General features: G+C 32.7%; 17 protein-coding genes and 1 other RNA gene. 11 read left to right on the top strand and 7 right to left on the bottom strand.

Annotated features, from left to right (window positions below; translation table 11 throughout):
* The first annotated feature begins 36 nt into the window (after positions 1-36).
* The gene (locus ST1E_RS02310; RefSeq protein ID WP_015389636.1) at positions 37-1149 is read left to right on the top strand and encodes an LptF/LptG family permease; all 1113 of its coding nucleotides are present in this window, start codon (positions 37-39) and stop codon (positions 1147-1149) included.
* A gap of 3 nt (positions 1150-1152) precedes the next feature.
* Here the strand turns inward: ST1E_RS02310 and ST1E_RS02305 are convergent, their stop codons facing one another.
* On the bottom strand, positions 1153-1764 hold the full coding sequence (locus tag ST1E_RS02305; protein ID WP_015389635.1) for a C40 family peptidase: 612 nt from the start codon (positions 1762-1764) through the stop codon (positions 1153-1155).
* A gap of 175 nt (positions 1765-1939) precedes the next feature.
* Between ST1E_RS02305 and ST1E_RS02300 the strand changes: the two genes are divergently transcribed.
* A complete protein-coding gene (locus ST1E_RS02300) occupies positions 1940-2350 on the top strand; it encodes a GlcG/HbpS family heme-binding protein (protein ID WP_041185967.1) in 411 nt (136 codons plus the stop codon).
* Positions 2351-2409: 59 nt separating this feature from the next.
* The gene (gene acs / locus ST1E_RS02295) at positions 2410-4386 is read left to right on the top strand and encodes an acetate--CoA ligase (RefSeq protein ID WP_015389633.1); all 1977 of its coding nucleotides are present in this window, start codon (positions 2410-2412) and stop codon (positions 4384-4386) included.
* A gap of 5 nt (positions 4387-4391) precedes the next feature.
* On the opposite strand, the gene ST1E_RS02290 is transcribed toward acs, so the two are convergent.
* A complete protein-coding gene (locus tag ST1E_RS02290; protein ID WP_015389632.1) occupies positions 4392-6047 on the bottom strand; it encodes an electron transfer flavoprotein-ubiquinone oxidoreductase in 1656 nt (551 codons plus the stop codon).
* A 369-nt stretch (positions 6048-6416) separates the two neighbouring features.
* On the opposite strand from ST1E_RS02290, the gene pyrG reads away from it, so the two are divergent.
* The 3 genes from pyrG (at position 6417) to eno (ending at position 10299) form a co-directional block, all read left to right on the top strand.
* A complete protein-coding gene (pyrG, locus tag ST1E_RS02285; protein ID WP_015389631.1) occupies positions 6417-8063 on the top strand; it encodes a CTP synthase in 1647 nt (548 codons plus the stop codon).
* Positions 8064-8906 carry a 3-deoxy-8-phosphooctulonate synthase gene (gene kdsA / locus ST1E_RS02280; RefSeq protein WP_015389630.1) on the top strand — a complete coding sequence of 281 codons (843 nt, stop codon included), beginning with the start codon at positions 8064-8066 and terminating at the stop codon, positions 8904-8906. It begins immediately after the preceding gene.
* Between the two features lie 106 nt (positions 8907-9012).
* Entirely contained in the window at positions 9013-10299 is a 1287-nt protein-coding gene (eno, locus tag ST1E_RS02275) for a phosphopyruvate hydratase (RefSeq protein ID WP_015389629.1), read from the top strand.
* Between the two features lie 26 nt (positions 10300-10325).
* On the opposite strand, the gene ST1E_RS02270 is transcribed toward eno, so the two are convergent.
* Together ST1E_RS02270 and ST1E_RS02265 are read right to left on the bottom strand one after the other, a co-directional pair.
* A complete protein-coding gene (locus ST1E_RS02270; protein WP_015389628.1) occupies positions 10326-11522 on the bottom strand; it encodes a THUMP domain-containing class I SAM-dependent RNA methyltransferase in 1197 nt (398 codons plus the stop codon).
* Between the two features lie 173 nt (positions 11523-11695).
* Positions 11696-13969 carry an NADP-dependent malic enzyme gene (locus tag ST1E_RS02265; protein WP_015389627.1) on the bottom strand — a complete coding sequence of 758 codons (2274 nt, stop codon included), beginning with the start codon at positions 13967-13969 and terminating at the stop codon, positions 11696-11698.
* Between the two features lie 622 nt (positions 13970-14591).
* On the opposite strand from ST1E_RS02265, the gene ST1E_RS02260 reads away from it, so the two are divergent.
* The 4 genes from ST1E_RS02260 (at position 14592) to trpS (ending at position 21772) form a co-directional block, all read left to right on the top strand.
* A complete protein-coding gene (locus tag ST1E_RS02260; protein ID WP_015389626.1) occupies positions 14592-17459 on the top strand; it encodes a 2-oxoglutarate dehydrogenase E1 component in 2868 nt (955 codons plus the stop codon).
* A 45-nt stretch (positions 17460-17504) separates the two neighbouring features.
* Positions 17505-18707 (top strand): 2-oxoglutarate dehydrogenase complex dihydrolipoyllysine-residue succinyltransferase, encoded by a 1203-nt coding sequence (gene odhB / locus ST1E_RS02255; protein WP_015389625.1) that lies wholly within the window; start codon positions 17505-17507, stop codon positions 18705-18707.
* A 141-nt stretch (positions 18708-18848) separates the two neighbouring features.
* Positions 18849-20276: a dihydrolipoyl dehydrogenase gene (lpdA, locus tag ST1E_RS02250; RefSeq protein WP_015389624.1), complete on the top strand. Its 1428-nt coding sequence runs from the start codon at positions 18849-18851 to the stop codon at positions 20274-20276.
* 137 nt (positions 20277-20413) lie between these two features.
* Positions 20414-21772 (top strand): tryptophan--tRNA ligase, encoded by a 1359-nt coding sequence (trpS, locus tag ST1E_RS02245; RefSeq protein WP_015389623.1) that lies wholly within the window; start codon positions 20414-20416, stop codon positions 21770-21772.
* A gap of 11 nt (positions 21773-21783) precedes the next feature.
* Here the strand turns inward: trpS and bamD are convergent, their stop codons facing one another.
* Positions 21784-22521: an outer membrane protein assembly factor BamD gene (gene bamD / locus ST1E_RS02240; protein ID WP_148283598.1), complete on the bottom strand. Its 738-nt coding sequence runs from the start codon at positions 22519-22521 to the stop codon at positions 21784-21786.
* 20 nt (positions 22522-22541) lie between these two features.
* On the opposite strand from bamD, the gene ST1E_RS02235 reads away from it, so the two are divergent.
* On the top strand, positions 22542-23507 hold the full coding sequence (locus tag ST1E_RS02235) for an RluA family pseudouridine synthase (protein WP_015389621.1): 966 nt from the start codon (positions 22542-22544) through the stop codon (positions 23505-23507).
* Here ST1E_RS02235 and ssrA read toward each other — a convergent pair.
* Both ssrA and ubiG read right to left on the bottom strand, forming a co-directional pair.
* Positions 23486-23852, bottom strand: a transfer-messenger RNA (tmRNA) gene (gene ssrA, locus ST1E_RS03900). The two genes, ST1E_RS02235 and ssrA, sit on opposite strands and share 22 nt — an antisense overlap.
* A gap of 61 nt (positions 23853-23913) precedes the next feature.
* Positions 23914-24579 carry a bifunctional 2-polyprenyl-6-hydroxyphenol methylase/3-demethylubiquinol 3-O-methyltransferase UbiG gene (gene ubiG, locus ST1E_RS02230; RefSeq protein WP_051026059.1) on the bottom strand — a complete coding sequence of 222 codons (666 nt, stop codon included), beginning with the start codon at positions 24577-24579 and terminating at the stop codon, positions 23914-23916.
* Positions 24580-24600: the final 21 nt, after the last annotated feature.

Genomic DNA, 24600 nt, shown 5'->3' with positions numbered 1-24600 from the left:
GTATTCACCCCTATAATATTTTGTTTAACTACTTTGATGACTTCAATATTTAACCGTTTTACAACTAATGAAATCATTAATCGTTTTTTTAAGTTATTTTTAGTACTATCCCTAATCTGGATAGGTTTTTTGATTATCCGTTTAATTACTCATTTTCAAGTACTATCTTTAAAAGTAATTTGCAGTATATCATCACTATCTTTAATAACAGCATCTCCTATTATTATACAGGTTGCGATGTTTATTGCTGTTCTTCTTACTGTAATACGCAGTAGTACAGATAATGAAATGATTGTATGGCTCTCTAGTGGATTATCTTTAAAGAATTGGTTTAATCCTGTAATCAAAATATCAATTCCAATATCCATAGTTGTTCTAATTTTATCATTATTTATATCTCCATTGGCCTACCGTGAAATTGATACAATAAGTGACAACTATTCACAAGAAAATAAAGAAAATGTATATAAAAAGGCTTCAGGTAGATTTATAGAATTTAGAGATAATAATTCTATTTTTTTTGCTGAAAAGTGCAATGGAGATAGCTTGTCTTTTAGCAATGTATTTATTAATAAAATTATAGAAGATGGTTTTCTTTCAATAATAGTTGCGAAAGAAGTGAGTTTTGTAATTAATAAAGGAAATAATAGTTTTATTTCTATGTATGATGCTGACCGCTTTGATATACCAATTTCTAATACATCAGGACTAAATTCTCTCTTGTATCATTTCGATAATTATGTGATAAATTTTAATAATGAATTTACGTTAAAAAATAGCAAAACCAAGTCATTAAAATGTAGTTCTTTAGTAGATTTGATTGGTAATAATAGTTTAGAATCTATGGCTCATATAGCTTGGAGATTATCCTACTTCATGTTATCCCTAAACCTAGCCTTTTTAGCTGTACCGTTAGGTGTTTTAAATTCTAGAAAAGAAAGTTTTATAAAATTATTTCCATCATTATTAATATGTTTGTTATACATAAGTTTGACAAACTTAGTGCGTACCTGGATTATTTCTCAAAATATTAGTTTATATTCTGGTTTATTTATTCCTCATATATTAGTTATGTTAGTCAACTTATTTCTAATGACTCAGATATTAGACTTAAATTCATATATTAGGAGAAGTACAAATTTTTTATAGGTATTATTTTATAATCCTATGTGCTGCTATAAATTTTTTAGACCAATATATTTTTTTTAGGCTACTTATCTCCACATGTTTCCCTGTTCCAGGTGAGTGTATGAAAAAATCATCACATAAGTATATACCTACGTGTGAATATCTGTTCCTATTTATATTAAAAAATAGCAGATCACCCGTTTGCAATTTTTTTCTATTTACCGGTGTACTCATTGCTGCTATTTTTTTAGATGTTCTTGGCAAATTTATGTTTAATGCTTTTTTTGCACAATAATGAATCAGGCCACTACAGTCAAACCCATCTCGTGGATTTTTTCCTCCAAAATTATAAGGCTTACCTAAATTATTTAATGCCTCATTGACAAATGAATAGAGTTTTTTTATTTTATTTTTAATGATAGATTTTTTAAGGCTATTTTTTACGGTAGAATGTAACTCTTTCTGGTCTAGTATTCTATTATAATACTGCTTCGTTTTATTTCGCCCATCTAATGTGGAGCATCCAGTAACTATAGATAATAAAAAAACTATTGCTATAGTCGAAAGAATATTTAAGATAAGTTTTGCTATTTTTATATCTAATTTTAGATTATTATTTATTTCTATATTTTTCATATTAATAGATCAAGTATAGTAGACTCTTTATATAGATTAATTGTCTCATTTTTTATTTAAGTTAATATTAGCGTGTTGCAAGTGTACTATTTTTTATATCTAATCATAGATTAGAATGTTTATATTGTTAATGCTTTAACTTAATGTTTGAGTTATGTTTTATAAAGGAGTTATTATGAAGACCAAATACTTTCTTACAACAGAAGATGTAAAACTTATAATAAAATCATCTGAGGCCTATTCTTTAGATAAAAAATTGAGTGTATCAATATCAGTGGTAGATGATGGTGGACATTTGCTAGGAATGCTACGTCTTGACGGTGCACCAGCAATATCATCACATATATCATTAGCTAAAGCAAAAACTTCAGCTTTGGGTAGAAGAGAATCGTTAGTATATGAAGAAATCATAAACTCTGGGCGCTATTCATTTTTATCAGCCCCAATGCTGGAAGGAATGTTGGAAGGGGGGGTCCCAATTATTATAGAAAATAATATTGTTGGTGCTATTGGTGTATCAGGGGCAAAATCAAACGAAGATGCTGATGTAGCTAAGGCAGGTATATCTGCACTAACATTAATATAGTGAATAGTAAAAATCAGTATTTACAAAAATCTAAAAAATAATTAATCGGAGATAGCATTATGCCTAATGCGATCCAGTCATTCTTGACAGATAATAAGGTATCAAATATAAATTATAATGTGTCAGGAGACTCGATTCCTAGTTATGACTCTTACAAGAAATTATGTTTAGAAGCCGAGAATAATTTCGAGGAGTTTTGGGGGGGATATGCTACTAAGCTCTTATCCTGGTCTAAGACCTTTAGTAAAGTATTAGATGATTCTAATAAACCACACTATAAATGGTTTATAGATGGATCAATGAATGTAACTGTTAACTGTTTGGATATTCATTTAACAAATGGAAATTCAAATAAGAATGCTATTATATTTGAATCTGATGATGGTGATGTCTCAAAAATAACTTATAAAGATTTGTTTGTAAGAGTTTGTAAGTTTGCCAATGGGCTAAAGAATTTAGGATATAAAATTGGAGATAGATGCATAATATACATGCCAATGTCTATTGAAGTAATAGTAGCTATGCATGCATGTGCTAGGCTTGGAATTATTCATTCTGTAGTTTTTGGTGGATTTTCGTCTAAAAGTTTGCATGAGCGCATATTGGATATTGGAGCGTCTTTAATTATCACATCCGATTACCAAAAAAGGGGAGGAAAACAGATACCATTAAAATCAGCTGTTGATGATGCTATTAGCTTAGGAAACTGTGACAGCATAACAAATGTTATTGTCTATAAAAGAACCGGTAGTAGCATTAACTGGTTAGATGATCGTGATTTATGGATGGATGATTTAGAGAATAATCAATTAGATTATTGTGCACCTGTGTTTGTCGATGCAGAGCATCCTTTATTTGTTTTATACACATCAGGATCAACTGGAAAACCTAAAGGTATACAACACTCATCTGCAGGATATTTATTATGGTCTAAAATGACAATGCAATGGACATTTGATACTCGTGACGATGATATTTTCTGGTGTACCGCTGATGTAGGTTGGATAACTGGACATACTTATATTGCTTATGGTCCTTTATCTTTAGGGTTAACTCAAGTAATTTTTGAAGGAATACCAACTTATCCTAATTCTGATAGATTCTGGAAAATGATTGAGAATCACAAAGTAAGTATTTTTTATACTGCTCCTACTGCTATACGTTCTTTGATAAAATCATCATGCATTGATCCAAGTGTACATCCAGATAATTTCGACCTTAGTAGTTTACGTGTAATAGGATCCGTTGGTGAACCTATTAGTCCAGATACATGGAAGTGGTATTATAAAAATGTTGGTAAAGAAAACTGTCCTGTTGCTGATACATGGTGGCAAACTGAAACCGGTGGACATATGATAACACCGTTGCCTTGTTTAAATTATTTAAAACCAGGTTCTTGCTCTTTACCTCTTCCTGGAATATTCGCTTCTGTAGTTGACGAATCTGGGGAAGAGGTACCTAATGCGACTGGTGGATTCTTAGTAATCAAGAAACCATGGCCTGGGATGATACGTAATATATGGGGTAATACTGAACGTTTCAGAACAAGTTATTTTCCAGAAGAACTTAAGGGCTATTATCTAGCTGGGGATGGTGCACAGCGTGACAGTGATGGTTATTTCTGGATTATGGGCAGAATTGATGATGTTCTAAATGTTTCAGGACATAGATTGGGTACAATGGAAATTGAATCGGCTTTGGTCTCTCACAGTAAAGTTTCAGAAGCAGCTGTTATAGGACGATCTGATGACACTACTGGTGAAGCTGTGGTTGCTTTCATAGTTATGAAAGGAGATAAACCTTCTAATGAAGATGCTGTTAATATAGCAAAGGAACTGCGTAATTGGATTGCTTGTGAAATAGGACCTATAGCTAAACCAAAAGATATAATATTTGGAGATAGTTTACCAAAGACAAGATCAGGTAAAATAATGAGAAGATTATTAAGATCTATAGCTAATGGAGAAAATATTAATCAAGACACTTCGACTATAGAAAATATATCTATTCTTGATAAATTTTCTATATCTTTTTAATAAGGCTACATACCATTATAAACAGGACCACTACCTCCTTGAGGTGGTGTCCAGGTTATATTTTGAGTAATATCCTTTATGTCACATGTTTTACAATGAAGACAGTTATCTGAGTTAATATGTATCTTATATCTACCATTCTCATCTTTAATAAATTTATATACTCCTGCCGGGCAATATCTAGATTCAGGTCCAGCATAATCTCTTAGGTTTATAAGTACTGGCGTTTCTTTATTATTAATTTTCAGGTGTATTGGTTCATTTTTTTCGTAATGAGTATTTGATAAAAAAACGGAGCTCTCTATATCAAATGTTATCTTATTATCTGGTTTTTGGTAGATTATCTGATCAATAGAATTAGCTTGTTTAAGAAAACAATTATCTGGTTTTTTTGAACATAAGTTCCAAAAAAAATATCCCATAAGTATTTTTTGTTCTAATATTGTCATTAATAATGCAATTAATTTATATTTACTACTCCATTGCTTGAAATTTCTAGATTTATTTAATTCTTTATGAAGAAATGATTTTTTAAATTTTTCATGATAAATAACTAATTCATTATTTTTCATATTAGAATTGCCAAGTAATATACTTTCCATAATTGATTCAGCCGCAATTATTCCACTTTTCACGGCAGTATGTATACCTTTTAAGCGAGATGAATTTAAAAATCCAGCATCGCATCCTACTAATATCCCACCTTTGAAATATAATTTAGGCAAAGATAACAATCCTCCCATTGTTATAGATTTAGCCCCGTAAGATAATCTTTTTCCATTTTCTAAAATATTATGTATCACATCATGAGTCTTATAACTTTGAAATTCTTTGAATGGAGATAACCATGGATTACTATAGTTCAGATCGACAATCATACCTACAGATACTAAATCATTGTTCATATTATATAGAAAAGCTCCACCATTTGCTTTATCACATAAAGGCCAACCAATTGTATGAATTACAAGTCCTGGTCTTGATTTACTGTGATCTATTTTCCATAGTTCCTTTATTCCAATAGCATATCTTTGTTGATTTTTACCTTCATTGAGATTAAAGTGCTCTATAACTTTTTTACCTAAGTTTCCTCTAGATCCTTCTGCTAATACAGTATTCTTAGATAGTATATTCAATCCAGGTTGAAAATAATTTGTCTTTTCTCCCTCCCTATCCAAACCGAAGCTTCCAGTTTTTATTCCACAGACCTCATTTTTATCATTGTACAATAAATCTGTAGCAGCAAAACCAGTGAAAATATCAACACCTAAAGCTTCTGCTTTGTTTCCCATCCATTTAACTAAATGTCCAAGTCTAGTTATATAACAGCCATCATTTTTTAGGCAATTCGGTAAAAGAAAATTTGGAATATTAAAATATTTATTTTTTTTAAAATATAAAAATCTTTCTTCATTCACTATTGTAAATAACTCTGATTCTTCAAATGGGCAATTAGGCAATAACTCTCTGATAGCTGTTATGTCTACAATTGCTCCTGATAAAATATGATCCCCTAATGATCGACTTTTTTCTATTACACAGATTTTTATATCAATTTTTTTATCTATGGCTAATTGTTTAAGTTTAATGCTGGTTGATATGCCAGAAGGTCCAGCTCCTACTATAACTACATCATAATATACAGATTCTTCTTGATGCATATATTTCCCGTATTCTTTGTTAAGTTGCCATAATTTAAAGTTAAATTTAATATAACTTATTAATCTTATAATTCACTATGTATAGATGTAAGGATATAGTCAATTATAGATTTCTATTTGCAATCATTAGTAGCTCGTAACTGTTTTTGATAAATTTAAAAACAATAAAACTCATAATATTTCTACATTTTATGTTATCTTGAACAATATATATGTATATAAAATAAAGATTACTATAAAATTTCTCAAGGACGTTATTATATTAATGTGTTTTTAATGTCAGATATTTTTTACTGCTGATAATTTTCTATTTATTGCACTTAGTTAAATGCTTAGTGCACTATTATTTCAATTTACCATTAGAATGCAATGATTAAGTATATATTTATTACCGGTGGAGTAGTTTCTTCTCTAGGGAAAGGGGTTACTGCTGCTTCATTAGCAGCTATTTTAGAGTCACGAGGTCTTCGTGTAACTATGTTGAAACTAGATCCTTATATTAATGTAGATCCTGGTACTATGAGTCCATTCCAACATGGGGAGGTATTTGTTACAGAAGACGGTGCAGAGACTGATTTAGATTTAGGTCACTATGAACGTTTTATATCTACTAAAATGACAAGATTGAATAATTTTACTACAGGTCAAATTTATGATTCTGTAATTAAAAAAGAACGTCGTGGTGACTATCTTGGTAATACTGTACAAGTTATTCCGCATATTACAAATGAAATACAAGAGTTTATTGTTAGAGGAGCCAATAATAGTTTTGAAGGGAATGCGGATATTGCTATTGTGGAGATAGGTGGTACCGTAGGTGATATAGAGTCTTTGCCGTTCCTAGAAGCAGCAAGACAAATGAGCTTATCACTAGGCAGAAGTAATTTTGTTTTTATGCATCTCACATTGGTGCCATCAGTATCTTCATTCAGTGAATTAAAAACAAAGCCAACACAGCATTCTGTGCAAAAATTACGAGAAATAGGAATATTTCCTGATGTAATCCTTTGTCGTGCTAGTCGTCGTATTTCTAGCGAAGAGCGTGCTAAAATATCAATGTTTTCAAATGTTCCAATAGAATCAGTAATATCAGTCTGGAATGTTGATTCAATATATAAGGTTCCATCTGTACTACAAGAACAAAGAGTAGATGATATAGTTTGTAGTACTATGTTAATTAATCCAGAACCTGCTGATCTTTCTATTTGGAGAAAATTGGTAGACCGCATTGAAAATCCTAGTTGTGATATCGATATTGGCATGATTGGAAAATATACGGATTTTACTGAATCATATAAGTCTTTGATTGAGGCTATTGCACATGCTGGCATACATACAAATTCTAGAGTTAATATCAAATACATAAACTCAGAAGATATAGAGAAAAATGGAACAGACTTATTAAAAAATTTAGATGGGATCCTAGTTCCTGGTGGTTTTGGTAATAGAGGCATAGAAGGTAAAATTATGGCAATCAATTATGCCAGAGAGAATAAAATACCTTTTTTGGGCATATGTTTAGGTATGCAACTTGCTGTAGTAGAATTTGCTAGAAACGTAGCTGGTCTAAAAAATGCAAACAGCACAGAGTTTGATGCTAGTACAGAATTTCCTGTTATAGCTTTAATTAATGAATGGAAGGATATTAGCGGACAAATAGAACGGCGCAGTATTAATTCTGATAAAGGAGGAACCCTTAGAAAGGGCGCTCAAAGTATTTTTGTGATGAAAAACACAAAAACCCATAGTATATATGGAGACAGTCTTTATGAAAGGCATCGTCATAGATATGAAGTTAATAATAATTATTTAAAATGCTTAATCGATTCTGGACTTATTGTGAGTGCAAGTACTTCGTCAGAGAATCTAACAGAGGTTATTGAGATAAAAGATCATCCATGGTTTATAGGGGTGCAGTTCCATCCAGAATTCACTTCTACACCGCGTAATGGTCATCCATTATTTATAGATTATGTTAGGGCTATTATAAATAAGAAATTTATTAAAAGTATTTAAATGAGATTATTAGATTTTGATATTGGTATAAATAAACCGCTATTTTTAATAGCTGGGCCCTGTGTTATTGAATCAAGTGAAATTGCTTTTGAGACCGCTAAAGTACTGAAAGACATAACTGATTGCATGAATATAAATTTTGTTTATAAAAGTTCATTTGATAAAGCTAACAGGTCATCTGATAGTTCTTTTAGAGGAGTTGGTATAGACAAAGGATTGCAGATTTTATCTGACATAAAAGAGAAATATAACATTCATGTTACTACTGATGTGCATGATATATCTCAGGTCAAAATCGTTTCTTCTGTAGTAGATATTTTACAAACACCAGCACTCTTATGTAGACAGACAGATTTTATTAAATCATGTGCTGCAACATTAAAACCAGTTAATATCAAAAAGGGACAATTTTTGTCACCATATGATATGACTCAAGTAGTTAATAAAGCTAAAAATGCTATATTGGAAGCTGGTGGGAATACTGATAGTATTATGGTCTGTGAGCGTGGATCCTCTTTTGGATATGGAAATCTTGTGGTAGATATGAGATCATTGTCAATCATGCGTAATACTACTAATTGTCCAGTTATTTTTGATGCTACACACTCAGTTCAATTGCCTGGTTCTAAGGGATCCTCTTCAGGAGGAGAGATTAGTTTTGCTCCAGACTTAGCCCGTGCTGCAGTTGCAGTAGGTATTTCTGGTTTATTCATAGAAACACACCCTAATCCATTGGAAGCAAAGTCTGATGGTTATAATTCTATTCCGTTAAACAATGTAAAGTCATTATTAAAATCTTTGTTGGAGATAGATAATACTGTTAAGAGAAATAAATATATTTGATCTGGAAAAGTATTTAAATATTGGTTATTGAATAGTATGGTGTGTATTTTCATGTTTTACTGATGAAGTAATTTTCTATCTTTTTATTGTTTTAGGATAATCTGTTATGAGTACAATTGTTGATATTTTGGGTAGAGAGATACTTGATTCTCGCGGTAATCCAACAGTAGAGTGTGACGTTATTTTAGAAACTGGTGCTGTTGGCAGAGCATCAGTCCCGTCAGGAGCTTCTACTGGGACACGTGAAGCGATTGAGCTTAGAGATGGTGATGCTAATCGTTATTCTGGAAAGGGTGTTTTAAAGGCCATTGAGAATATTAATACAGAAATAGCTGAATCGTTGATAGGGCTTGAAGCTTGTAATCAATCTTATATAGACCGCATAATGATAGAATTAGATGGTACTAGTGATAAGGGGAGATTAGGAGCCAATGCCATTTTAGCTGTAAGTATGGCTGTTGCTCGTGCTGCTTCTGATGATTCAGGTTTACCTCTTTATAGATACTTAGGAGGTAGTGGTTTGATGAGTATGCCTGTTCCAATGATGAATGTTATCAATGGTGGAGCTCATGCTAATAACAATTTGGATATACAGGAATTCATGATATTGCCAGTTGGTGCTAAAAGCTTCAAAGAGGCTTTACGTTGGGGATCTGAAGTTTTTCATACATTAAAAAAAATAATTAGTCATAATGGTATGTCTACAGCCGTTGGAGACGAAGGTGGATTTGCTCCAAATATAAGTAACCATGAAGAGGCTATAAAACTTATTCTAGAATCTATTAGTGAAGCTGGATATGAACCAGGAAAGCATATTTGTCTTGGTTTAGATTGCGCCAGTTCTGAGTTTTATAAAAATGGTTCTTACATACTACAAGGTGAGGGTAACGTTTCTTTAAGCTCTAACGAATTTTCTGATTTTCTTGCTTCTTTGTGTGATAAATATCCTATTATATCTATTGAGGATGGCATGGCTGAAAATGATTGGGATGGTTGGAAAATTCTCACAGACAAGTTAGGAAATGATATTCAATTGGTGGGAGATGATTTGTTTGTAACCAACACTAATATTTTAAAAGAAGGTATAAACAATGGCATAGCTAACTCTATTCTTATAAAGATTAATCAAATAGGCACTATTACAGAAACTTTTTCTGCTATCGAAATGGCTAAGCGTTATGGTTATACTTCTGTTGTTTCTCATCGTTCTGGTGAAACTGAAGATTCTACTATTGCTGACATAGCTGTTGCTTCAAATTCTATGCAGATAAAAACAGGTTCGTTATCAAGGTCTGATCGTATGGCTAAGTATAATCAACTATTGAGAATAGAAGAGGAATTAGGTGATATGGCCAGTTACCCTGGTAAAGATGCATTTTACAATATAATATAAAAGATTATTTAAAAAAGATATAAAAGCTATAGTTTTTCTTTTCTATAGCTTTTTTCTACAATTTCAAATTGAAATAGTCTGCAATCTAATTTGCCATTAAACAATGGTATTTTTCTTTTTGGTTTTAATCTTAATTTTTTAGGCAAATCCAAATCGCTCGATATAATATTAACTTTCCAGTCAAAAAAATATTGTTTTAAATTTTTTGAAAAAGTTTGCCATAGTTCAATATCATTATCATTCTCGACCCTTTCTCCATAAGGAGGGTTTGTTATAATATGTCCACTTGGCATGTGTAATTTTTCTATGTGATTTGCATCTTTTTGAATAAATCTTAAATTATTTACATGCAATCCTGATGTTTTTAAATTATTAATAGATGCTTCTATAGCTTCACGATCTATATCATATCCTAATATTTCAGTTTCTATATTTTCTTTGATATTAGATATTGATTCTTTTCTTAGATCATCCCATTTTTTCTTATCATGAAGATTAATTTTTTCAAATCCAAAGGATCTAAGAATTCCTGGTGGAGTATTTGATGCTATTGATGCTGCTTCTATAAGAATAGTCCCACTTCCACAAAATGGATCTAGCAAATTGTATTTAGGATTCCATTCAGATAAAGCTATTATACCTGCTGCTAGATTTTCCTTTAATGGAGTTTCTCCTTTTTTTATTCTCCATCCCCTTTTAAATAATGATTCCCCTGAAGTATCTAGGTAAATAGTCACAGAGTTTTTTTCAATAAATAAATGTATCCTTACATCAGGGTTTTTAGTATTAACATTAGGTCTTTTGGAAAAAATTTTCCTAAATCTGTCACAAATACCATCCTTCACTAGTAGATTGCAATATTGTTGACTATTAAAACTACTGTTTATCGAAGAAGTATCTACTCTTATTGAGTATTCTGGCCTAAACCATCTTTCCCATTCTACATTATGCGATATTTCTAGAATTTCTTTCTCATTTTTTATATATGGCGCATACGCTACTTGTAGTAGTACTCTATTAGCAAGTCTAGAGTTTAGATTTATATACTCTATATCGCTCCATGACACTTTGATATAACAACCAGATTTATTAGTTTGAATAACTTCTATACCGAATGATTTTAATTCTTCGAATAATTTTGACTCTAGTCCTTGTGGACAAGAAATAAAAGCATCAAACACCTTGTCTTTATTAACTTTAATATTTCTGTTGTTATTTTTCATTTATAGTAGTTATTCAGTAATCATTAATTACAATCAGTAGTTTATAGAATTTGTTTTATATCTACAGGTGCTGTATTTATATATTTTTTCAGAAATTGTTGTAGATATATGCTAGGCAGAATCATAAAATGCTACCTAGCATGCTACACATCTTAATAAGAAAACAAGAAAATTTAATTTTCTTGTTGAGCATCTACAACTGCTAGTGCAGTCATATTAACTATCCTTCTTACTGTGGTGCTATTTGTTAATATATGCACAGGCCTATTAGATCCAAGAAGTATTGGACCCATAGCTACTCCTTTGCTTCCTGTCATCTTAAGAAGATTGTATGCGATATTACCTGAATCAAGATTAGGCATGATCAATAAATTCGCAGTATCTTTAAGATTGCTATCAGGATAAGAAGACTTTCTAATCTTATTTGATAAAGCAGAATCTGCATGCATCTCACCATCCACTTCAAGATCTGGTGCTATTTCCTTTATTATTTTTACAGCTTCCGACATTTTTTTGGAGGACTCAGTAACTCTACTTCCAAAATCAGAATGAGAAAGCAATGCTATTTTTGGCACAAATCCAAACCGCAACATCTCCTTAGCTGATTGTATTGTTATATTTGCAATTTCTTGAGCAGTAGGGTTCTCATTAACATGAGTATCAGCGATAAATAAGGTCTGTTCTGGAAGCATTAATACATTCAGAGCAGCGAATGTTTGATTTTCTTTTTTGCCTATAACATCACTAATATATTTAAGTTGATTATCGTATTTGCTTGTAACACCGCAAAGAAGGGCATCAGCTTCTCCTCTTTGTAGAAGCATAGATCCTATTAATGTATTGTGCTTTCTGAGCATAGATTTTGCAATTTTTGGTGTTACCCCATCCCTACATTTTAATTTGTAGTAATGTTTCCAGTTTTTTTCCAAAAGTTTCTCATCTTCTGGATCAATCAGTTGAATATCTTTTCCTATTTGAATCCTTAGACCAGCCTTTCTTATATTTTCTTGTACTATAGAATTGCGACCTATCAGTATTGGATATGCTAATTTCTCATCTACAATAGTTTGTACTGCCCTTAAAACTATCTCTTCTTCACCGTCTGTATATATAACTCTTTTTGGCTCTTGTTTTGCTTGAACGAACAATGGATCCATGAGTTGGCCTGAATGATATACATACGAATTAAGTTTTTGTCTATAGGACTCTAAGTCTTTAATAGGTCTTGTAGCTACCCCAGATTCTTGTGCTGCTTTAGCTACAGCTGGTGCAACATGAGATATTAATCTTCTATCAAAAGGTTTAGGTATAATATAATTAGGACCGAAGCTTAGATCTTCACCTACATATGCCGATGCAACTTCATCATTCTGTTCTGCTTTTGCTAGGTCTGCTATTGCAGTTACACATGCGAGTTTCATTTCTTCCGTTATAGAGGTAGCACCACAATCAAGTGCTCCACGGAATATAAATGGGAAACATAATACGTTGTTAACTTGATTTGGGAAATCTGAACGACCAGTTGCAATTATGCAATCAGGTCTGACTGATTTAGCTAGTGATGGTAGTATCTCTGGTTCTGGATTAGCTAAGGCTAATATTAGAGGGTTTGGAGCCATAGTTTTTACCATTTCTGGAGTTAAAACCTTAGCAGCAGAGCATCCCAGGAAAACATCAGCATCTTTTACAACATCAGATAAAGTCCTTGAATTAGTTTTTTGTGCATATCTGCGTTTATTTGTTTCCATGTTTTCATCACGTCCTTCCCATATAACACCACGTGAATCAACAACAAATATATTTTCTACTTTAACTCCAAGTCTAACTAACAAGTCTAAACAAGCAATAGCAGCAGCTCCTGCTCCTGAGCAGGCTAGTTTTACTTTACCTATGTCTTTTTTTACTACCTCAAGCCCATTAAGGATAGCAGCTGATGATATTATGGCTGTACCATGTTGATCATCATGAAAAACTGGTATTTTCATCCTTTCTCTTAGTTTTTTTTCTATATAAAAACATTCAGGTGCCTTTATATCTTCTAGATTTACTCCGCCAATAGTAGGCTCTAAGGCTGCTATTATATCTATTATTTTGTCAGGATCATTCTCAGCAAGCTCTATGTCAAATACATCAACACCAGCAAATTTTTTCAATAAGCAACCCTTTCCTTCCATTACTGGCTTAGATGCTAAAGGTCCTATATTGCCTAATCCGAGTACTGCAGTTCCATTTGTTATAACGCCCACAAGATTAGATCTCGAAGTGTATCTAGAGGCAGCAGAATCGCCTTCATGAACTATTGCCATACAAGCCGCAGCTACTCCAGGAGAGTAAGCCAAAGAAAGATCATCTTGATTATTTAATGATTTTGTTGGTGTAACAGATATTTTTCCTGGAGTAGGGAATTCATGGTAATCTAGTGCGCGTTGATTTAAAGTATCATCCATGGTCTTATATTAGTTGGAAATGTTATAGCAAAGAATATTTTGTCCACCATATTAGCTAGCGGATCTTTTGAGTTTTTGTGATTTTCACTTTATCCGTTTTTACTCAAAGTAATATTCACCATTAATGTACACTACCACAAAATTTAAAACTAATTCATATTTGTGTTCTAAATATTCGAAATTCTTTATTTTTTTGTAATAAAGTCAACTAATAGAGATTGTTATAACTAGCATCTGAGAAGAATTTTAATTTTCTGATAGTTTTTAGTGATAACTATTATTGAGCATAATATTAGTTATTTATCAAAATATTTAACATAACCCATATTATCTTGCTATACACTTTTAGCTTATTAAGGTTTAAATTGTTATAATTATCGAGTCGATGTTATATGTAGGTAGTGTTACATATAACTATAATAGTGTTGTATTATAGCAAGATACTTTTAATTTTAGAGAGTTGTAATACAATACGTATTAAAGGCCAATATGGCTTAAATATTTTAGGTTTTTTTGCACGTGCCTTCTGCCCATTGCTATCCGCTGAACGGGAAGTCCGTGTCGCGGAAGGTTTTATCCCCTGCATCGTGTCGGCGAAATGCTCGAAAAGGTGAAGCGAATTATGTCTTCGAATAAAGAATCACTGTCAACATCTTATTTATCTGGCGGAAATGCGCCATATATAGAGGAACTTTATGAGGCCTATCTTGATAATCCAGGATCTGTAGATGATAACTGGCGTCAATATTTTGATAAATTACAACACTCTCCAGCTGTAGATGGTAATGATAGCACTAGGGATCAGGCTCATGCTCCTATAGTTGAGTCATTTGCTCAAAGAGCAAAAACAAATTCTTTTGTTAAATCACAATCTGTACCTGATTTATCTATTGCATCTAAACAAGTTTTTGTACAATCAATAATAGCTGCTTATAGAACTCTAGGTCCTAATTGGGCTGATCTTGACCCTTTAAAGAGAAGGGAACGTTTGGAAATACCAGAGTTAAATCCTTCTTTTTATGGACTAACAGAGGCTGATTTAGATCAGACTTACTCTGCAAGCAATACTTATTTTACCACATCAAGCACAATGACATTACGCGAAATTATTAAGGCTTTGCGTGATACTTATTGTGGCACCATTGGTGTTGAATTTATGCATATTTCTGATCCAGCTTCCAAAAGATGGATTCAGGAACGCATGGAATCAAGTCATGGAAAAGACCTTTTAAGCTCTGAAAACAAAAGACATATCTTAAAACAATTAACTGAAGCAGAGGGGCTAGAGAGGTTTTTGCATACTAAATATGTAGGACAAAAAAGGTTTTCCTTAGAGGGTGGTGAAAGTTTCATAGCTTCTATGGATTCTGTTGTCATGCATTCATCGTTATTAGGTATCCAAGAAATCATAGTTGGAATGGCCCATCGTGGTAGATTAAATGTGCTCATAAATATTCTTGGTAAAACTCCAAGCGATTTGTTTGCAGAGTTTGAGGGTAAGCATTCTCAAGCCTTAAGCGATGGTGATGTAAAATATCATAATGGTTTTTCTAGTGATCTATCAACAGATAGTGGCCCTGTGCATCTTTCACTAGCTTTCAACCCTTCTCATCTAGAGATAGTAAATCCTGTAGTGGAAGGTAGCGCTAGAGCTAGACAGGAAAGACGTCATGATAGTAAAGGTAAGCAAGTATTGCCAGTCCTTGTACATGGTGATTCTGCATTTGCTGGTCAAGGTGTTGTCATGGAGACCTTAAACCTAGCTCAAACTAGAGGTTATGGCACTGGTGGTACTTTACACATCGTTATAAATAACCAAATTGGTTTTACCACTTCTGATCCTAGGGATGCACGTTCCACTATTTATTGTACAGATGTAGCAAAAATGATAGAAGCACCAGTCTTTCATGTAAATGGAGATGATCCTGAAGCTGTAGTATTTGTTACAAAATTGGCTCTAGATTATAGGATGAAATTTGGTCGTGATGTTGTTGTTGATATAGTATGTTTTCGTAAGCTTGGACATAATGAACAAGATACTCCTGCATTAACTCAACCTCTTATGTACAAAAGCATAACTAATCATCCAGGTACCAGAAAGTTATATGCAGATAAGCTTGTAGCGCAGAATATCCTAACAGAAGAAGAACCAGATGAGCTGGTAAGGGAATACAGGAAGCTTCTAGAAGATGGCCACAAAACTACAGAGCCAGTTCTTACAGATTACAAGAGTAAATATGCAATAGATTGGGCCCCATTTTTAAATTCCAAATGGACCGATTACGCTGATACAGCAATCCCTGTTTCCGAGTTAAAACGTATTGGGGATATTATAACTAAAGTTCCAGAGGGATTTAATCCACATCCTTTAGTTACTAAGGTCTTAAATGATAGACGAAGTATGGCTAACGGTGATTTAAATTTAGATTTTGGTATGGGAGAACATTTAGCTTATGCTACTTTATTAGCTTCCGGTTACTCTGTACGTATAACTGGACAAGACTCTGGTCGTGGCACCTTTACTCACAGACATGCTGTATTACATGACCAGAAGAGAGAGCGTTGGGATGATGGTACATACATTCCATTGCAGAATGTATCAGATACACAAGCAAAGTTTACGGTAATAGACTCTGTTTTGTCTGAAGAAGCGGTTTTAGGATTTGAATATGGTTTTTCTTCTTCTGAACCAAATACCTTGACAATATGGGAAGCTCAATTTGGAGATTTTGCTAATGGTGCACAGGTAGTTATAGATCAGTTTATAAGTTCCGGTGAAGCTAAGTGGGGTCGTCAATCAGGTTTAGCAATGATGTTGCCTCATGGTTACGAGGGTCAAGGTCCTGAACACTCCTCTGGTAGAATAGAAAGATTTTTGCAGTTATGTGCTGACAATAACATACAAGTTATACAACCAACTACTGGCTCTCAAATATTTCATGTATTGCGTCGCCAGATGATAAGACAGTTTCGTAAGCCATTAATCATATTTACACCAAAGTCTTTGCTGCGTAATAAAGATGCAGCTTCTCCTCTCTCTGACTTTTCCGATGGTGTGTTTAAGATGGTTATTGGAGAAACGGACGAGTCAATAAATGCAAAATTAGTTAAACGGGTATTAGTATGCTCAGGTAAAGTTTATTATGACTTATTGCATGCGCGTCGTGATCGTTCAATTAATAATGTTGCAATTATACGTATTGAGCAACTATATCCTTTTGCTCATAAGTCATTTGAGGCCGAATTGCAAAAATACCCAAATGCAACCGAAGTTATATGGGTTCAGGATGAACCGCAAAATCAAGGTTCTTGGTCATATATTCAGCATCATTTGTATGAAAATATGTCACACGGTCAGAAGTTGGGCTATGCTGGGCGTAATGCCTCTGCTTCTCCTGCTGTTGGCTATATGGCAAAGCATCAAGAGCAGCAAAAAGCATTAATAGAACAAGCATTTGCTCAAAAATTCAAGGTTATGTTGATTAAGTAAGCAGATTATTTTATAGATATTTATTAAATTACGGAATTTATCATTATGGCTATTCAAGAAGTAGTTGTGCCGCAGTTATCTGAGTCTGTCTCGGAAGCTACGATGTTGTCCTGGAAAAAGTCAGTTGGTGCTTTTGTAGAATCTGGTGATATTCTGATTGAAATAGAAACAGATAAAGTTGTTCTAGAAGTCCCAGCTCCTTCTTCAGGTGTTTTAGTAGAAATAGTGATGGGTGATAATAGCACAGTTGTTTCTGGCGAGTTAATCGCAAAGATAGATACCGATGCAAAGCCATCTGTTAATGATCAAAAAATAAATAACCAGGTTCAAGGTAATAATAGTGCTGAAGAAAAGAATCAGCATAAAGATTTAAAAGGGGTTGCTTCCCCATCAGCCTCAAAGATTTTATCAGAGAAAGGTGTAGAGCCTTCTTTAGTAAAAGGTACTGGAAGGGATGGTCGTATAACAAAAGCTGATGCGTTAGTATATGATCAAAAGATGTCAGTCAAAACAGAGGAATTTACGCAGTCTTCATTATCTCTGGATGGACGTTCTGAGCAACGTGTACCTATGAGCAGATTACGTGCTCGTATTGCTGAGCGTTTAATACAATCTCAACAGGAAAATGCTATTCTGACTACATTTAATGAAGTCAATATGCAAGCCGTTATAGATATTAGAAAGCAGTATAAAGATAAATTCGAGAAGGAACATGGTGTTAAGCTTGGATTCATGTCTTTCTTCGTCAAGGCTGCTGTTTCTGCATTAAAAAAATATCCTTTAATAAATGCTTCTATAGATGGTAAAGATATAATATATCATGGCTATTTTGACATAGGTATAGCTGTAGGTAGTCCTAGAGGACTTGTAGTTCCTATACTTCGTAATGCTGATCAATTATCTATTGCTGATATAGAAAAATCTATTGTTGATTTTGGAAAAAGAGCAGCAGATGGCAAGCTTGGTTTAGAAGAAATGATGGGTGGTACTTTCTCTATATCAAATGGTGGAGTATTTGGCTCTATGTTATCGACTCCTATAATTAATCCTCCTCAATCTGCTATTTTGGGTATACATGCTACTAAAGAGCGTGCTGTAGTAGAGAATGGTCAGATTGTTATTCGCCCAATGAATTATTTGGCTTTATCTTATGATCATAGAATAATAGATGGTAGGGAAGCGGTTCTAGGATTAGTTGCTATTAAGGATGCTTTAGAAGATCCTCAGCGTCTTTTATTAGATTTATAGGTTTTCTATATGACTTAATCGGTCATTGTTGCACATAATGACCGATTGTTATGTGTTACTTGAATTATTAATGGACTTTTATTTCAAATCAAGTGTTAGTATTGAACATCTATATCTAACATTATTTTTTATATGTGAATTATGTCTAAACAATTTGATGTGGTCGTCATAGGTGCTGGTCCTGGTGGGTATATTGCGGCAATAAGAGCTTCTCAATTAGGTATGTCAGTAGCATGTGTAGATGCCTGGAGTAATCATTTAGGTGAGGCAGCTCCTGGTGGAACTTGTACAAATGTTGGGTGTATCCCTTCAAAAGCTTTGTTACAGTCCTCAGAACACTTTGAGCAAGCTGGCAGTCACTTTAAAGATCATGGTATTGATATTGATAATATATCTTTAAATCTTAAGAAATTAATTTCTCGAAAAGAAACTGTAGTTAAGCAAAATAACGAAGGTATCCTTTATTTGTTTAAGAAAAATAATATTAGTTTCTTCCATGGATTTGGATCTTTTTCTGGTCAAACAGAGGGTGGCTGGTGTATAAAGATAAATGATTCTTCTAATACAGACATTATTGCTAAGCATGTTGTGATAGCTACAGGATCTTCAGCTAGAGAATTTCCAAATCTACCTTTCGATGAAAAGTTAGTTTTATCAAATGATGGGGCTTTAAGGTTAGATAGTGTTCCTAAGAAATTAGGAGTTATTGGAGGGGGTGTCATAGGATTAGAAATGGGAAGTGTCTGGCGTAGATTGGGTTCCAATGTCACAGTGCTAGAAGCTATGCCTAATTTTTTAATGTCAGCTGATTCTCAAATAGCCAGAGAAGCCTTGAAAGTTTTTACAAAACAAGGACTAGACATTCAAGTTGGCGTTAATATAGACAGCATCAAGATTATCGGTGATTCTGTATCTATAAATTATAAAGATAGTAAAGATGTACATAAAGAATTGATAGTAGATAAACTTATAGTTTCTATTGGTCGTTTACCTTACACCGATAAATTGAATTATTCTTTAGTTGGATTAAAAGTTGATGATAAAGGTTTTATAGGAGTAGATGCTGATTGCAGGACTAATCTTCCTAATGTTTGGGCTATAGGCGACGTAGTAAGAGGTCCTATGTTAGCACATAAAGCTGAGGAAGAGGGTGTTGCTGTTGCTGAGAGAATAGCTGGACAACATGGGCATGTAAATTTTGATACTATACCTTCTGTTATATACACATCTCCTGAGATTGCATGGGTTGGTAAAAACGAACAGCAACTTAAACAAGATGGTCGTGATTTCAGAGTTGGTACTTTTCCATTTCTAGCTAATGGTAGAGCAAGAGCTTTGGGAGATACTACAGGTTTTGTTAAGGTTATTGCAGACACAAAGACTGATGAGGTTCTAGGTGTGCATATAATAGGCCCTATGGCTTCTGAGCTTATATCTGAGGCAGTGACGATAATGGAATTCAGAGGTTCTGCTGAAGATATAGCAAGAATTTGCCATGCTCATCCAACGCTTTCAGAGTCCTTGAAAGAAGCTGCCTTAGCAGTTGATAAGCGCTCTTTAAATTTTTAATCTAAAAAACTATAATGCATTAGTGATTGTTTTTTATTTTCCTAGTGCATTATTTATAATATCTTTGAATAAAGTATTATTCAGCATATTTGATTTTTTATTTTTATTCATTAATTCCATATTATAGTAATTGTTTCATGAACAATCGTGTTGTAACTGGCATCACCACATCAGGTACCCCTCACTTAGGCAATTATGCTGGGGCTATTCGTCCAGCAATACAGGCTAGTCTTGAGCCTAGTGCTGATTCGTTTTTTTTTCTTGCTGACTATCATGCTTTGATTAAGAATCAAAATCCTTCAAGATTATTGAGTTCCAGGCTAGAAATAGCAGCAACTTGGTTAGCTGCTGGCTTGGATATAGATCGTGTTATATTTTATAGACAATCAGACATACCGGAAGTAATGGAACTTTCTTGGATTTTAACTTGCGTTACTTCTAAGGGATTAATGAATAGGGCTCACGCCTATAAGTCCATTACAACTCAAAATCTTACAAAAGAAATAGATATTGATGATGGCGTTACTATGGGATTATTTTCTTATCCAATACTAATGGCCGCAGATATACTAATGTTTCAAGCAAATAAGGTTCCTGTTGGTCATGATCAGATTCAGCATTTAGAAATGGCTAGAGATATAGCACAAAGATTTAATTACACATACAAGAATAATTTTTTTGTGTTACCAGAGGCTGTTATTGATAGGAATGTGGCTACTTTACCTGGCCTTGATGGTCGTAAAATGTCTAAAAGTTACAATAATACCATTACTCTTTTTGATAATGAATCAAAGACCTTGCAATCATCTATAATGAAGATAGTTACTGATTCTAGTCAGTTAAATGAGCCTAAAAATGCTGATGAAAGCCACATATATTTACTATATCGTGCATTCTCAAGTGAAGAAGAGTCCGAAGATTTTAAATTAAAATTAAAAAATGGATTAGCTTGGGGCGAAGCAAAGAAAATTCTATATGATAAAATAGAGCATGAACTGGCTCCTATGCGAGAAAAATACAAAAAACTTATTAAAGATCCAGAATATATAGAGAAAATTTTAATTGATGGCTCTTATAGAGCTCGTAAAATAGCAAAACCTATTATTGAGGAGATAAGAGAAATAATAGGAATTAGGAGTTTAGGAAAATATTCTTCTAGTAATAATAAAAAATTACTAGGTATCAAGAATAGAAAATCTCGTCTTTTAATCTATAAAGATTTAGGAAGTAAATTTAAGTTCCGAATTATTTCAAGCGATGGTAATGAAATTATTAAATCTGATTTATTGTTCAATAGCCATAATGAAATCATATCACTTCTAAAAAAGATTAAGATAGATCTTATAGATAATATTAAAACCGTTAATTTTGACTATATTGAATTTTTTAAGATGCATTCCGTAGATATTTGTGATAAATGTAAAGAATCTAACAATGAAAAAAATGGATCCTTTATTTCAATGATTATTAGTTTGTTAGACTCTATAAAAATATAATACAATTTAACTTATGAACTCATGTGATCATTATTTATTATATGATATGATTCTTCAATGATCTTTGAAGCTTCTTCGTGATATAAGTTATTTGGCTGTTCTATTATTTCTTTAGCATGATTTATTGCTGCTAAGAAAAGTTTATTATCATAATAATACTTTGCTATATTTAGCTCGTTCTTTGATAACAAGTTATTTAGTATTTTTATATATTTTCTTGAATGTGCTGAATATTTACTATCAGGAAATTTTTCTATAAGTTCATTGAAGTCCTTTATAGCTGATAATATTTTTTTATTGTCTTTTGTAAATGATATTTTTCTTTTGCCAATAAAATTAAATATAAATTTGTCTGATGTGGAATTTATAAGTCCTCTTATATAAAGTAAGTAGTCGATCCTTGGATTTCTTGGATATATTTTTGTAAAGCTTGAAATTTGCGATAAAGATTCGTCAAGTTTTCCTTCTTTCCAGCTAATATATATAAGATCAATTAACGCATCTTGATAAACAGTTTTCGTATTAAAATCCGCAGTTATTTTTTTTATATAATATTTTGCTGCTTCCCAATTTTTCTTATTTATTTCTTTTTTCGACAATTCATACAATTGCTCTATACTATAATCCTCAATAGATATATTAATTTTATGATCATGTAATGCACAACCGTTTATTTGTATTATTATTAACAATACAAATAAGAATTTAATTTTTTTGAAAAAATTATTAAATAAACATTTTTTAATCATCGTAGTTTTATATAAATAATATGTCATTAGTTGATAATAAGTCATTTTACAAACAAATTAAAGTTCCAGAACACTATAAAAAAGACAGACTAGACAAGGTTCTAGCATCTTTAATGCCACAATATTCGCGAGAAAGATTAAAAACTTGGATAAAAGATAATTATGTTTATGTTAATGGAACTGAGGCAAGAATTCGCCAAATAGTGAATCCTAATGATATTATTTGTGTAAATGAACAACCTTCGCCCGAATCAATATCATTCAAGCCGGAAGATATTGAAGTTGATATTATAGACGAAAATCAGGATTGGATAATAGTAAATAAATCTCATGGATTAGTAACTCATCCTGGTTCTGGCAATTGGAATGGAACACTTTTAAATGCTATCTTGTATAAATATCCAGAATTATCAGCTGTTCCTAGGGCAGGTATAGTACACCGGTTAGATAAAAACACTTCTGGACTTATGGTTATTGCTAGGAATGAACTTTCACAAACTTATTTCATAAGAAATATGCAAGCTCGTAATATAATGAGAATATATGTAGCAATTGTACATGGACATTTACCAAGTTTTAGAACAATTAATATGGATATTGGTAGAGATCCAGTGAACAGAACAAAGATGAGTGTGACTACTAATGCAATAGCAGCTAGAAGTGCTGTGACGCATTGTAATCCTATTAGGAAAGGGATTCTGAATGGATCTTATAAAGTTACTCAGGTAATTTGTAAACTAGAAACTGGAAGGACACATCAAATAAGAGTACATTTGTCCAGTATAGGTCATCCTGTGGTAGGAGATACATTGTATGGAGGAAAGGGTATATTAGGAACAGATCGTCAAATGTTACATGCTTGTTTTTTATCTTTTCCCGGCTTGGATGGCAAAGAACAGAATTTTTTTATAAAACCATCAGAAGATATTTTAAATATTCTACAAAATATAAATAATACGGTTAGTGGTGGAGCCGGGGGGATTTGAACCCCCGTCCGTTAATCTTCTAATGACATTTCTACATGTGTAGTCAATCTATTGGATTTAACCTTATAATCAGCCAATTGACAGGCCTTTAATAAGGCGATTCACTTTTATATTCAATTTGCATATCGTGAAAATATTGCAAACATATTTCTTGTATATGACGTTGCTATGATACAAGTATCATCTGGCCCAAGAAAAAAACCAGTGCAACGGTCAGAGCTCTAGGCTGCTAACTTGAAACGCGAATTGTTGGCGTTTATATTTTTTCCAGTGGATTATCGAGCTAACTGGTGCTCGACATGCTATGATCTATCTTCTAATCAACGTCGAATCCTAATCGGCCCCGATCTTCCCTTATTATATTACTTATTATTGCATTAGATCAATATAAATGTGATTGCTTCCTTTATATTAATATATTTTTTCTAAAAGATATAAAGTAATTTATGTCTACATTATTTGATAAGGAAAATTTTCCATTAATCGGATTATAAGATAATCCGATTAAATCTATAAGTTCAAGCCTAAATAGTCTTGAATAATTTATTAGCTCACTAGGTTTGATGAATAACTTATAATTATGTGTACCAATAGGGAGTAATTTTAATAGATACTCAGCGCCAATAATGCTGAATAAAAATGATTTCAAATTTCTATTTATTGTTGAAAAAAGAACAGTGCCACCATCTTTAACTAAGAGAGAACAAGATTCTATTATAGAAACTGGTTCTGGAACATGTTCTAGCATTTCCATGCATACTACTACATCATATTTTTCTTTTTCTGATCTCGCTAATTCCTCTGCAGATATAGTTATATAATTAATATCAAGCAAATTTCTTGATCTATGATAATTAGCTATTTTAATTAAATCCTCAGCTAGATCTATTCCAGTAACGTTAGCTCCTAATACTGATAAACTTTCTGAAAAAATACCACCTCCACAGCCTACATCTAATATATCTCTATTTTTAATAGAGGAGCATACACTTAATACCCACTCTAAACGTAAGGTATTTATCTCATGAAGAGCCTTCATGCTTCCATTTTTATTCCACCATTCCTGAGACATTTTATTAAATTTTTCGATCTC

Origin of the sequence: Candidatus Kinetoplastibacterium galatii TCC219 (genome assembly GCF_000340905.1) — a bacterium.
In the GTDB taxonomy this organism is placed as follows: Bacteria; Pseudomonadota; Gammaproteobacteria; order Burkholderiales; family Burkholderiaceae_B; genus Kinetoplastidibacterium; species Kinetoplastidibacterium galati.
Note: the sequence above shows the minus strand (reverse complement) of the source record. Positions and strands in the feature narration are given on the sequence as shown.